Source organism: Malikia spinosa (assembly GCF_002980625.1).
Taxonomy (GTDB): Bacteria; Pseudomonadota; Gammaproteobacteria; order Burkholderiales; family Burkholderiaceae_C; genus Malikia; species Malikia spinosa.
Window position 1 is genome coordinate 24,314 of the sequence record NZ_PVLR01000035.1, and the last position, 11,929, is coordinate 36,242.

Genomic DNA, 11,929 nt, shown 5'->3' on the forward strand with positions numbered 1-11,929 from the left:
GGAACTGGAGAGCTGCATGACCATCGCACGCGCCGATTTCATCGAGGGCATGGCCAAGGGAATGGCGGTGCTCGAGAGCTTCGACACCGAGCGCCAGCGCCTGAACGCGACCCAGGCCGCGCAGCGCGCCGGCCTGACGCGCGCAGCGGCCAGGCGCCATCTGCTGACGCTCGCGCACCTGGGCTACCTCGAGAGCGATGGCAGCCATTTCTGGCTGTCGGCCAAGGTGCTGCGCTTTTCCGGCAGCTACCTGGCCAGCGCCCGGCTGCCGCGCACGGTCCAGCCGACGCTGAACCGGCTGGCGGCGCAGACGCGCGACGCCTATTCGGTCGCGGTGCTCGAGGGCGATGCGGTTGTGATCGTGGCGCGCAGTGCGGCGGCGCTGGCGCCGGATTGGGCCGCGGACTGGGATAGCAGCTCGCTGGCCGCCGGGCTGCCAGCACCCGCCAGCGCGCGGCTGATGGCCTACGGCCTGCACCTGGGCGCGCGACTGCCGGCGCACGCCAGCTCGACCGGCCGCGTGCTGCTGGCGTCCTTGCCCGAGCCCGAACTGGCGGCCTGGTTCGAGGGCAGGGCGCTGGCGCGCCTGACGCCTTATACCGTGACCGATCCCGGCGCGCTGCGCAAGATCCTGGAGCAGATCCGGCAGCAGGACTGCTGCATTGCGAGCGAGGAGCACGAGATCGGCGTCCATGCGGTCGCGGTGCCGCTGCGCAATCTGCAGGGAAAAACCGTCGGCGCGCTCAATGCCGTGCTGACGCCGGCGCGACTCGCCAGGGGCGCGATCCAGCGCGAGTTGCTGCCCTTGTTGCAGGATGCGGCGCGCGAATTGCGGGCGCTTCTCTAGGGGCAGTAAAATTCCGGGTCTTTCTCCCACTACAGGCCACCCCGTGACCCAGTACATCACCCCGATCGAAGGCGGCGACGCCCTCGGCAACTTCCGCGCCCAGCAACTCCTGCCCCGACTGCAAGCCGTCAGCGACAAGATCAGCGGCATTTCGGCCCGTTTCGTCCACCTGGTCGATACGCTGGCGCCGCTGTCTGCCGAGCAACTCCAGCAATGGCAGGCCCTGCTGACCTACGGCGAGCCCTACGAGGGCGAAACCGCTGGCGCCCTGGTCGTGGTGACGCCGCGCATCGGTACCGTCTCGCCCTGGGCGTCCAAGGCGACCGACATCGCGCGCAACTGCGGCTTCGCGGTCAAGCGGGTCGAGCGCATCACCGAATATCGCCTGACGCTCAAGTCCGGCCTGCTGTCCAAGGGCTCGCTGAACGCCGAGCAGCTGGGCCAGGTCGCCGCGCTGCTGCATGACCGCATGACCGAGAGCGCCGTCGCCAGCCGCGAAGAGGCCTTCTCGCTGTTCGGCGAGCTCGAGCCGGCACCGATGGAGCATGTCGACATCGTCGGCACCGGCCCCGAGTCCGGCCGCCAGGCGCTGGAAAAAGCCAACCGGGCCTGGGGCCTGGCGCTGGCCGACGACGAGATCGACTACCTGGTCAAGGCGTTCCAGAACCTGGGTCGCAACCCGACCGACGTCGAACTCATGATGTTCGCCCAGGCCAACAGCGAGCATTGCCGCCACAAGATCTTCAACGCCGAGTTCACGATCGACGGCGTGGCACAGGACAAGAGCCTGTTCGCGATGATCCGCAACACGCACCAGCTGGCACCCCAGCATACGGTGGTGGCCTACTCGGACAACGCCTCGGTGATGGAGGGCAACCGGATCGAGCGCTTCATCGCCCGCGCCGGCGGCGAGGCCAGCCCGGCCTACGGCAAGCAAGAAGCCCTGCAGCATGTGCTGATGAAGGTCGAGACGCACAACCACCCGACCGCGATCTCGCCCTTCCCGGGTGCATCGACTGGCGCTGGCGGCGAGATCCGCGACGAGGGCGCGACCGGCCGTGGCTCGAAACCGAAGGCCGGCATGACGGGCTTTACCGTCTCCAAGCTCTGGGGCGGCTGGTCCGACCAGGCTGACGGCAAGCCGTCGCATATCGCGAGCCCGCTGCAGATCATGACCGAAGGCCCGCTCGGTGGCGCTGCCTTCAACAACGAATTCGGCCGTCCGAACCTGGTCGGCTATTTCCGCGAATACGAGCAGACCATCACTTCGGATGTCGATAGCATCGACCGCGGTTACCACAAGCCGATCATGATCGCCGGTGGCCTGGGCGGCATCGACGCTGAGCAGACCCAGAAGATCCTGTTCCCGGCCGGCACGCTGCTGATCCAGCTCGGCGGCCCCGGCATGCGCATCGGCATGGGCGGCGGCGCCGCCAGCTCGATGGCGACCGGCACCAACGCGGCCGAACTCGACTTCGACTCGGTCCAGCGCGGCAACCCTGAGATCGAGCGCCGGGCCCAGGAGGTGATCAACCACTGCTGGCATCAGGGCGAGGCCAACCCGATCCTGGCGATCCACGACGTCGGCGCCGGCGGCATCTCGAACGCCTTCCCCGAGCTGACCAATGACGCCGGCCGCGGCGCCCGCTTCGACCTGCGCGCCGTGCCGCTGGAGGAATCCGGCCTGGCACCGAAGGAGATCTGGTCCAACGAGAGCCAGGAGCGCTATGTGATGGCGATCGCGCCCGAGTCGCTCGAACAGTTCAAGTCCTTTTGCGAGCGCGAGCGCTGCCCGTTTGCCGTGATCGGCGTCGCGACCGAAGAGCGCCAGCTGGTGCTGGAAGACAAGGGCGCCGAGAGCCCGGTCGACATGCCGATGGATGTGCTGCTGGGCAAGCCGCCCAAGATGCTGCGCGATGTCAAGACCGTCCATCGCGAGTTCAAGCCGCTCGACGTGACCGGTGTCGAGCTGCAACAGGCCGTGATCGACGTGTTGATCCACCCGACCGTCGCGTCCAAGCGCTTCCTGGTCACGATCGGCGACCGCGCCGTCGGTGGCCTGAGCCACCGCGATCAGATGGTCGGCCCCTGGCAGGTGCCGGTGGCGGATTGCGCCGTCACCCTGGCCGACTACAAGGGTTTTGCCGGCGAGGCAATGGCGATGGGCGAGCGCACCCCGCTGGCCGCGCTTGACGCGCCGGCTTCGGGCCGCATGGCGGTGGCCGAAGCCATCACCAACCTGCTGGCCGCGCCGATCGATCTGGCCCGCGTCAAGCTGTCGGCCAACTGGATGGCGGCCTGCGGCGAGGCCGGCGAGGACGCCGCCCTGTACGAGACCGTCAAGACCGTCGGCATGGAGCTGTGCCCGGCGCTGGGCATCAGCATCCCGGTCGGCAAGGACAGCCTGTCGATGCGCACCCAGTGGCAGGCCGATGGCGAGACGAAAAAAGTCACCTCGCCGGTCAGCCTGATCATCTCGGCCTTCGCGACCCTGCCCGATGTGCGCGGCACGCTGACGCCGCAGCTCGACGCCGAACAGGACAGCACCCTGGTGCTGATCGACCTCGGCAAGGGCCAGACCCGCATGGGTGGCTCGATCCTGGCCCAGGTACTGGACCAGGCCGGCGGCGCGGTGCCCGACCTCGATGACGCGCAGGACCTGATCAAGCTGGTCAACGCCGTCAACGCATTGCGCGCCGATGGCAAGATCCTGGCTTACCACGACCGCAGCGACGGTGGCCTGCTAGCGGCGGCGGCCGAGATGGCCTTTGCCGGCCATGTCGGCGTCAGCCTGAACGTCGACATGCTGGTCACCGAAGGCGACGGCATCAGCGACAGCCGCATGGACAGCGGCGACGCCAAGAACTGGGCCACTCAGGTCGCCGAGCGCCGCAACGAGCTCACGCTCAAAGCCCTGTTCAACGAGGAGCTCGGCGTGCTGCTGCAGGTCCGCACCAGTGAACGCGATGCCGTGATGGCGCTGCTGCGCGAGCATGGCCTGTCCAAGTTCAGCCACTATGTCGGCAAGACCCGCCCGCTGTCGTCCGAGATCGACACCGGCAAGGGCCAGCTGCAAATTTGGCGCGATGCCAAGGCCGTCTTCAGCGCCGAGCTGTTCGACCTGCACCAGGTCTGGGACAGCGTGAGCTGGAAGATCAACCAGCAGCGTGACAACCCGGCCTGCGCCGACTCCGAGCACGCCGCCGCTGGCGCCGTCAACGATCCGGGCATGCATGTCGCGCTGACCTTCGATCCGTCGGACAACGTCGCAGCACCCTTCCTGAACCTGAGCCGACCCAAGGTCGCGATCCTGCGCGAGCAGGGCGTCAACTCGCACGTCGAGATGGCCTACGCCTTCACCGAGGCCGGCTTCGAGGCCTACGACGTGCACATGACCGACCTGCAGACCGGCCGCGCCAAGCTGTCGGACTTCAAGGGCGTGGTCGCCTGTGGCGGCTTCAGCTACGGCGACACCTTGGGTGCCGGCATCGGCTGGGCGCGCTCGATCACCTTCAACTCGGTGCTGTCCGAGCAGTTCCAGGGCTTCTTCGGTCGCGCCGACACCTTCGGCCTGGGCGTGTGCAACGGCTGCCAGATGTTTGCCGAGCTGGCCGACATCATCCCGGGTGCCGAGGCCTGGCCGCGCTTCACCACCAACCAGAGCGAGCGCTTCGAGGCCCGCCTGTCGATGGTCGAGGTGCTGGAGTCGCCCAGCCTGTTCCTGCAGGGCATGGCCGGCAGCCGGCTGCCGATCGCGGTCGCGCATGGCGAAGGCTTTGCCAACTTCAAGCACCGTGGTGATGCGACGAAGGCGATTGCCGCGATGCGCTATGTCGACAACTTCGGCGCCGCGACCGAGCAGTACCCGTTCAACCCGAACGGCAGCGCCGGCGGCCTGACCAGCGTGACCACGGCTGACGGCCGCTTCACCGCCATGATGCCGCACCCCGAGCGCGTCTTCCGCAACATCCAGATGAGCTGGACCGATTACGCCAAGTCGGGCGGCCAGGACGCGCTGAGCCCCTGGATGCAGATCTGGCGCAACGCGCGCAAGTGGGTGGGCTGATCGCCCGGGCGGCCAGGCCGCCCCGGCTTTTCGCGAACTGAGCGCCCACTGAAGCAGCCGGCTTGACCTCCATCAAGCCGGCTTTTTTCTGCGCGCTTGATTTTTATCAAGCCTGATCGCGGCAAACTGCCTAGACTGTTAGTCAGTACACCCCTAAATGAGGAGACACAATGAGCCAGACAGACCAACCGATCGCCGATTTCTCGCAATGCCACGAGGGCATCTTCAAGAAGCTCGACCAGTTGAGCGAATTGCCCGCGCTGCTTGAGCCGGCGCAGCGTGCACGCGAGGTGGCGGAAAAGTCACTCGAGTTCTTCCGCGAAGCCATCTTCGAGCACCACCTCGACGAGGAGCGCGAGCTGTTTACCGCCGTGCTCGAGAGCGCACTCGATGACGCCGAGCGCTTCAAGGTCCAGTCCATGAACAAGCGCCTGACCGACGAGCACCGCGAACTCGAGAAGATCTGGAAGAGCCTGGAGTCAGGCCTCAAGAAGGTCGTCAAGGGCCAGTTCGGCGAGGTCAATGTCGCCGACCTGTCGCGCCTGGTCAGCCAGTACCGGGCCCATGCCCAGTTCGAGGAGCAGGAATACCTGCCGCTGGCGCAGCAGATCCTGGGCCGCAACGGCAATCACATGGCGGCGCTGGGCCTGTCGCTGCACATGCGCCACCAGAACCCGACCGCGTTCCAGTTCTACGTCTGAACGCGCTGATCGGCACTAAAAACCCCGCCTCAGGCTTACGGCCCTGGCGGGGTTTTTCGTTGCTGGTTCAGTTTGCAGGTGCTGCAGCCGGCCTTGTGCGGTAGAACTGCAACGGCACGGCAGCCGCCTGGTTGATCACGCTGCGCTTGATCTTGCCGACCACATGCATCTCGCAGGGCTTGCAGTCAAAGCGCAGCGTCAGCTTTTCCTTGCCGTTGATCAGCTGCAGCGGCTCGGCCTTGACTTGGCCCTGCACGCCGGTCACGCCCTTGGCCTGCTTCGGGCACAAGCTCAAGGAGAAGCGCACGCAATGCTTGGTGATCATCAGGCTGACTTCGCCTTCCTCTTCCTGGCTCTCGTAGGCCGCCGCGATCACCTTGACGCCGTGGCGGGCGTAGAAGTCGCGCGCCTTGTGGTTGTAGACGTTGGCCAGGTAGGTCAGCGTGTCCTCGGGGTAGGGGGCCGGCGGCTCGACAGGAACGGCGCGCGGCAGGCGCTGCAGCGCATTGGCGCGCGCCGCCTCCAGCTGTGCCACCGCATCGCGGCGCAGCGTGTTGAGCAGCGAAGCCGGCACGAAACGGGGGCCTGACAGCGCCAGCGTGACATCGATCGGCGTGAATAACGTTTCGCCCAGGCGCTCGAGCTGCTCGCGCAGCTTGGCATCGGCCTGCGACGGGTCCTTGGCCGGCTGCAGCGCCAGGCTGGCGCTGGCCTCGCCACAGTGGCCGTCCTCGTCGGTCAGGCTCAGGCGCAGGCCGCCCTCGGTCTCCTTTAGCTTGATCCAGGCGCCGATCCGGCGCTCGGCCGATTTCTTCTCGAGCGCGCGCACCCAGTCCATGCTGCGGTTGCGGTTGACCTCGACCCCCTTGCGCAGGTCCTTGAAGCCGTCCATCGGGTCCTTCGGGAAAATCCGCCAGATCCGGCCGCCTTCGGCTCCCTTGCCGAGCTTTTCCACCCGGTTTGTCTGCAGGCCGACCAGTTCCTTTTGCAGGTCGTAGTAGCACAGACCGTCGCCGTTGGCCAGCTCCAGGCTGGGGTCGCTGAGCTCGAGATCGACGCTGTCGCTGTTGATCTTGCTGACCCAGCCGATGGCCTGGCCCGGGTTCTTCGGGCTGTCGAAGGCACCGATGTCCTCCTTGCGGCCCTGCACGAAGTAGTCGGTGAACTCGCGGTTGAAGTTCTGGTCCGGGTCGGGCTGGAAGAAGAAGGTGCATTCGCCACTCGACGCACGCGCGAGCTCGGGCCGCTGCTCCAGGATCTCGTCGAGCAGGACCCGGTAATGCGCCGTGATGTTCTTCACATAGCCCATGTCCTTGTAGCGGCCCTCGATCTTGAAGCTGCGCACGCCGGCGTCGATCAGCGCGGCCAGGTTCTCGCTCTGGTTGTTGTCCTTCATCGACAGCACATGCTTGTCGTGCGCGATGATGCGGCCCTGGGCGTCCTTGACCTCGTAGGGCAGGCGGCAGGCCTGCGAGCAGTCGCCGCGGTTGGCGCTGCGCCCGGTGTGGGCATGGCTGATGAAGCATTGCCCGCTGTAGGCCACGCAGAGCGCGCCGTGGACGAAGAACTCGATGTTGCAGCGCTCGGGGTCGGTCGCGGCGCGGATGGCAGCGATCTGGTTCAGCGTCAGCTCGCGCGCCAGCACGATCTGGGAGAGGCCGGCGTCCTGCAGGAAGCGCGCCTTTTCGGGCGTGCGGATGTCGGTCTGGGTGCTCGCGTGCAGCTGGATCGGCGGCAGGTCAAGCTCGAGCAGGCCCATGTCCTGGATGATCAGCGCGTCGGCGCCGGCGTTGTAGAGCTGATGGATCAGCTTGCGTGCGGGTTCGAGTTCGTCGTCGCGCAGGATGGTGTTGAGCGTGACGAAGACCCGGCTCTGGTAGCGGTGTGCGTGCCGGACCAGGCGCGCGATGTCCTGCACCGAGTTTTCCGCGCTGGCGCGGGCGCCGAACGACGGTCCGCCGATGTAGATGGCGTCGGCGCCGTGGTTGACGGCTTCGATGCCGATGTCGGCATCGCGCGCGGGGGACAGGAGTTCGAGCTGGTGAGGGAGCATGAGACGGCTAGGGGCTGATAGGCAAGCCCGCTATTGTCCCAGTTTCGGCATGGTCCAGTCGAGTTCAAGGCGGCGCGGCACGCTGTGGTGCAGCGGCCAGTGCCCGGGACGCTCGGCGAAAACCCGTGGCTGGTGCGTCCATTCCTGCAGCACCAGGCTGCCAGCGCCGGCATGCACGATCAGGCTGCTGCGCGTGCCGTAGCCGCGCTCAGGCGCATGGACGAAGGCGCTGGACAGGCGCCGCTCCAGGTCGATCGGAACGCCGGTGCGCGGCAGGCTGTCGTCATGCGCCTCGCCCATCGCGCGCAGCGCCTGCAGCAGGTCTTGCGTCTCGTCGGCATGCGCGCGCTGCGACAGATGGCGAGCCAGCGCATCCTTCAGCGCCAGCGTCTTCGGCCAGGGCGTGTCCAGCCCCGCATTGGACAGGCCGTAGCAGCCCGGCCCCAGCGACCGGCCCTGCCAGCCCGGCGGCAGGCCGGCTTCATTCGTTCCGCTGGCGTCGACCGCACGGTTGCTGAGCCAGGCCCAGCGCGAAGTCGCCAGGTCGCCCAGCACCAGGTTGAAGCCGGCGTAGCACGCCGGGTCGATGGCCGTGATCCAGTCCTGCCAGTCGGCCTCCGAATCGAGCCAGCCGGTCACGAGATCGCCCCGGCTGCAAGGCGCGGCCTCGATCGGCCAACTGCGCACATTGGTCAGCATCGCGACCCGGCCATCCTCGGCCAGCCCGATCCAGCTGCCGCCGGCTTGCAAGTCGCGTCCGGCAGCGACGCGCTTGCCCGAGGGCAGCGGCCACAGCTGCAGTGGCTGCGTCGGCCGGTCGAAGAATTCGTCCCGGTTCGATGCCAGCAGCAGCGGTAGTCCGGGTCGACCATGGATGGCGAAGGCGATCAGGCACATGAGGGGATTGTCCAGCAACTTACTGCATCAGGCCCATAGCCAGCTCCCCAGCAACCGGCCAGGCAGCAAGGCGAGGGCTCCGGCAATCAGGCAGGCACCGACATAGAGTCCTTGCATGGTCTTGCGATGGGCAGCCAGGTTGCCGCGCCGCAAGGCACGCCAGGAGAGCAGGAGCTGACCCAGGGTGAAGGGAATCAGCAGGTGAATCCAGCTGTAGCCCGCGAGGTTGGGCCGCGCGAAGTCCCTGATGAACAGGGCCGAGATGGCGGCGATCACCATCAGCGTGACCCAGGCATAGCCCGCCGCCTGGTGCGGGCGGGGCCTGGGCTGGCGTCCCAGGCGCGTGCACAGCGCGATGGGGCCGATGGCCGTGGCGGCCAGGGTGGCAGCCAAATGAATGGCGATGGCAGGGGTAATTGGCATTGCGGAGGCCTGTGCAGACACGAGAGACCCCGAATTTGCCCGAGTCAGATGTCCTGCAGCAACTCGTAGGGCAGCGCCAGCGCCTGCAAGGCGACGCCGTCCGGCCCGCCGACTGTCAAGGCCTGACCGTCGAGTGCACTGGTCTGCAGCGAGACGATCGCCTCCCAACCTTGCAGCGGGTGCGGAGCGGCCGCCACGACGATGCCGCAGGGCTGCTCGGCATCCGCCGCATGGAACACCTCCTGGCCGACGCTCAACTCGGACTCGGCGTGGAAGATCTGGGCCCGGCGCTTGAGCGCCCCGCGGTACTGGCTGCGCGCGACCACTTCCTGGCCCGGGTAGCAGCCCTTCTTGAAGTTGACGCCACCGACCGACTCGTAGTTGAGCATCTGCGGCACGAATTCCTCGACCACCGGCGCGCCGACCATGGCGACGCCGCTGCGCACTTCCAGCCATTGCCAGAGCGCCGGCGCCAGCTCGGCTGCTGGCTGGGCCGCAGCGCTGGGCAGGCAGAGCAGGGCACGCGCAGCTCCCTCGGCACCCGGCAGCCGCACCCATTGGCCATCAGCGGCGTCGAGCCTGGACCAGGGCGCTGCCGGCAGACCGGCGGGCAGGCTGGCGCCGACCGCGCCGTACAGGGCGAAATCGGCCGAGGCATCGCTGAGCTTGGCCTTGGCGCGCAGCACGAACATCGACAGCCGCTTGAGCGTGGGCGCGAGCAGGTCGCGGTGGCAGAGCAGCAGGATCTCTTCCGGGCCGGTTTTCCAGCCGATGAAGCTCGCCAGCATGCGGCCCTTGGCCGAGCAGTAGCCGGCCAGTCGTGCCTCGCCCTGGCCCAGCAGCACGAAGTCCTGCGTCAGCTGGCCGTGCAGGAAGGCGGCGGCATCGGCGCCCTGGGCCCGGATCACGCCCCAGTCATCGAGCCGGGCCAGCCCTTGCAGGGCGGTGGCATCGAAGTCGAGGTCGTGATTGGCTGCAGCCGGGGTCGAGACAGAAGTAGTGGAGGCGCTCATGGTGGCTTTCGGATTCCTTGGGCCGCCTGCATGGCGGTCGAATATCATTGCGAGCTCTGATTTTCCCAAAGGCCGGATGGTTGTGCAGCGTCGCATGAAAAATAGGTGGATTTCGGCCCTGCTCCTGGGCGTGGCCGCCGGCGTGCTGGCCGGGGCAGGGGCGGCCTACTGGCTGCAGCGTCCGCTGGAGCTGAACCGCAGTACCGCAGTGCCCGCCGAGCCGCTGGACCTGACGATCCCGGCCGGTGCCTCGGCGCGCCAGGTGGCGCAGCAGCTGCAGCAGGCCGGCGTGCAGAGTTCCGACTGGCTGCTCTACGGCTGGCTGCGCCTGTCCGGCCAGTCGCGCCGCATCCAGGCCGGCAGCTACGAGATCGAGCCCGGCACCACGCCACGGCAACTGCTCGACAAGCTGGTGCGCGGCGAGCAGGCGCTGCGCCGCGTGACCCTGGTCGAAGGCTGGAACTACCGCCAGGTGCTGCAGGCGCTCAAGAGCGCCGAGCACCTGAACTGGGACCTGCCCGATGCGGTGCTGGCGCAGCCCGCCTTGCTCATGCGCGCGCTCGGCCTGCCGGCCGCGCACCCCGAGGGCCGTTTCTTTCCCGACACCTACCTCTACCCCAAGCGCCAGAACGCCTCGGTCCTGCTGCGCCAGGCCGCGGCGGCGATGCAGCGCCAGCTCGAGCAGGCCTGGGCCGAGCGGGCCCCCAATCTGCCGCTCAAGACCCCCGAGCAAGCACTGATCCTGGCCAGCGTGGTCGAGAAGGAGACCGGCGCCAGCGCGGACCGGCCCATGGTCGCGGCCGTCTTCATCAACCGGCTGCGACTGGGCATGCGGCTGCAAACCGATCCGACCGTGATCTACGGCCTGGGTCCGGCCTTCGACGGCAATCTGCGCAAGCGCGACCTGCTGGCCGATACCCCCTACAACAGCTACACCCGCGCCGGCCTGCCGCCGACGCCGATCGCGATGCCGGGCCTGGCATCGCTGCGCGCCACGCTGCAGCCCGCTGCCAGCCCGGCGCTTTACTTTGTCGCGCGGGGCGACGGCAGCAGCCAGTTCAGCGCTACGCTCGACGAGCACAACCAGGCGGTGCGCCGTTATATCCTGGCCCGTTGATTTCCCAGGCTACTTTTCAAGGCCATTTAATGACCCAGAGCACCCCGAGCGGTTTGTTCATCAGTTTCGAAGGCATAGACGGCGCTGGCAAGTCCAGCCATATCGCCGCGGTGGCCGACTGGTTTCGCGCCCATGGCCGGCATGTCACGCTGACGCGCGAGCCCGGCGGCACCCCCTTGGCGGAAAAGCTGCGCGAGCTGCTGCTGCATGACGCGATGGACCCGTTGAGCGAGGCGCTGCTGATGTTCGCCGCCCGGCGCGACCATGTGCTGCAGGTGATCCAGCCGGCGCTGGCGCGCGGCGATGTGCTGCTGTGCGACCGCTTCACCGATGCCACCTTTGCCTACCAGGGTTACGGGCGCGGCTTCGATCTGCAGGTGCTGCGTCAGCTCGAGCAATGGGTGCAGCAGCAGCCCGAACAATCCAGCCAAGCCGGCCTGCTCGAACCCGAGCTCTGCTTCTGGTTCGACCTGCCGCCGGCCATTGCTGCGGCCAGGCTGGCCGGTGCGCGCCAGCCCGACAAGTTCGAGTCCGAGGCCGAGCCCTTTTTCCAGCGCGTCGCCAGCGGTTATGCCGCGCGCGCAGCCCAGTCACCGCAGCGCTTCGCCCGCATCGATGCCAGCCAGAGCCTGGAGCAGGTGCGCGAGCAGGTGCTGCGGCATTGCGAGCAAGTCTGGGGCCAGCCATGAACCAGCAAGCCGACGCCAGCCGCCTGCCGCCCTGGTTGCAGCGCCAGCTGGTGGCGCTGCAGCAGCAGCGCGGCCACGCGATCCTGCTCAGCGGTCCGGCCGGCCTGGGCCAGTACCCGCTGG

9 protein-coding genes are annotated in these 11,929 nt (G+C 67.7%); 5 read left to right on the forward strand and 4 right to left on the reverse strand.

All coding sequences use genetic code 11. The annotated features are described in order from the left end of the window. Positions 1 to 16: 16 nt before the first annotated feature. The 3 genes from C6P61_RS12010 (at position 17) to C6P61_RS12020 (ending at position 5,614) form a co-directional block, all read left to right on the forward strand. Complete coding sequence (locus C6P61_RS12010; protein ID WP_105730180.1) at positions 17 to 847, forward strand: IclR family transcriptional regulator domain-containing protein; 831 nt, start codon at positions 17 to 19, stop codon at positions 845 to 847. A 43-nt stretch (positions 848 to 890) separates the two neighbouring features. Then, positions 891 to 4,913, forward strand: a complete 4,023-nt coding sequence (gene purL, locus C6P61_RS12015) for a phosphoribosylformylglycinamidine synthase (protein WP_105730171.1) — start codon at positions 891 to 893, stop codon at positions 4,911 to 4,913. A 170-nt stretch (positions 4,914 to 5,083) separates the two neighbouring features. After that, entirely contained in the window at positions 5,084 to 5,614 is a 531-nt protein-coding gene (locus tag C6P61_RS12020) for a hemerythrin domain-containing protein (RefSeq protein WP_105730172.1), read from the forward strand. A 67-nt stretch (positions 5,615 to 5,681) separates the two neighbouring features. Here C6P61_RS12020 and C6P61_RS12025 read toward each other — a convergent pair whose 3' ends face one another. Genes C6P61_RS12025 through ygfZ form a run of 4 tightly spaced genes read right to left on the reverse strand, consistent with a single transcriptional unit; the run spans position 5,682 to position 10,000 of the window. Further along, positions 5,682 to 7,667, reverse strand: coding sequence for a peptidase U32 family protein (locus C6P61_RS12025; protein ID WP_105730173.1), 1,986 nt, complete (start codon positions 7,665 to 7,667; stop codon positions 5,682 to 5,684). Positions 7,668 to 7,697: 30 nt separating this feature from the next. Then, complete coding sequence (locus C6P61_RS12030; RefSeq protein WP_105730174.1) at positions 7,698 to 8,564, reverse strand: NRDE family protein; 867 nt, start codon at positions 8,562 to 8,564, stop codon at positions 7,698 to 7,700. A gap of 27 nt (positions 8,565 to 8,591) precedes the next feature. Then, the gene (locus C6P61_RS12035) at positions 8,592 to 8,987 is read right to left on the reverse strand and encodes a DUF2306 domain-containing protein (protein WP_105730175.1); all 396 of its coding nucleotides are present in this window, start codon (positions 8,985 to 8,987) and stop codon (positions 8,592 to 8,594) included. A 44-nt stretch (positions 8,988 to 9,031) separates the two neighbouring features. Then, positions 9,032 to 10,000, reverse strand: coding sequence for a CAF17-like 4Fe-4S cluster assembly/insertion protein YgfZ (ygfZ, locus tag C6P61_RS12040; RefSeq protein ID WP_105730176.1), 969 nt, complete (start codon positions 9,998 to 10,000; stop codon positions 9,032 to 9,034). A 94-nt stretch (positions 10,001 to 10,094) separates the two neighbouring features. On the opposite strand from ygfZ, the gene mltG reads away from it, so the two are divergent. Both mltG and tmk read left to right on the forward strand, forming a co-directional pair. Continuing rightward, a complete protein-coding gene (mltG, locus tag C6P61_RS12045) occupies positions 10,095 to 11,117 on the forward strand; it encodes an endolytic transglycosylase MltG (RefSeq protein WP_105730181.1) in 1,023 nt (340 codons plus the stop codon). A gap of 29 nt (positions 11,118 to 11,146) precedes the next feature. Beyond that, entirely contained in the window at positions 11,147 to 11,806 is a 660-nt protein-coding gene (gene tmk / locus C6P61_RS12050; RefSeq protein WP_105730177.1) for a dTMP kinase, read from the forward strand. Positions 11,807 to 11,929 lie beyond the last annotated feature (123 nt).

Bases quoted from the DNA above. Each gene is read 5' to 3' on its own strand.
- tmk (WP_105730177.1), top strand. From the start codon at position 11,147: ATGACCCAGAGCACCCCGAGCGGTTTGTTCATCAGTTTCGAAGGCATA.
- C6P61_RS12025 (WP_105730173.1), bottom strand. From the start codon at position 7,667: ATGCTCCCTCACCAGCTCGAACTCCTGTCCCCCGCGCGCGATGCCGAC.
- C6P61_RS12035 (WP_105730175.1), bottom strand. From the start codon at position 8,987: ATGCCAATTACCCCTGCCATCGCCATTCATTTGGCTGCCACCCTGGCC.
- C6P61_RS12020 (WP_105730172.1), top strand. From the start codon at position 5,084: ATGAGCCAGACAGACCAACCGATCGCCGATTTCTCGCAATGCCACGAG.
- ygfZ (WP_105730176.1), bottom strand. From the start codon at position 10,000: ATGAGCGCCTCCACTACTTCTGTCTCGACCCCGGCTGCAGCCAATCAC.
- C6P61_RS12010 (WP_105730180.1), top strand. From the start codon at position 17: ATGACCATCGCACGCGCCGATTTCATCGAGGGCATGGCCAAGGGAATG.
- C6P61_RS12030 (WP_105730174.1), bottom strand. From the start codon at position 8,564: ATGTGCCTGATCGCCTTCGCCATCCATGGTCGACCCGGACTACCGCTG.
- mltG (WP_105730181.1), top strand. From the start codon at position 10,095: ATGAAAAATAGGTGGATTTCGGCCCTGCTCCTGGGCGTGGCCGCCGGC.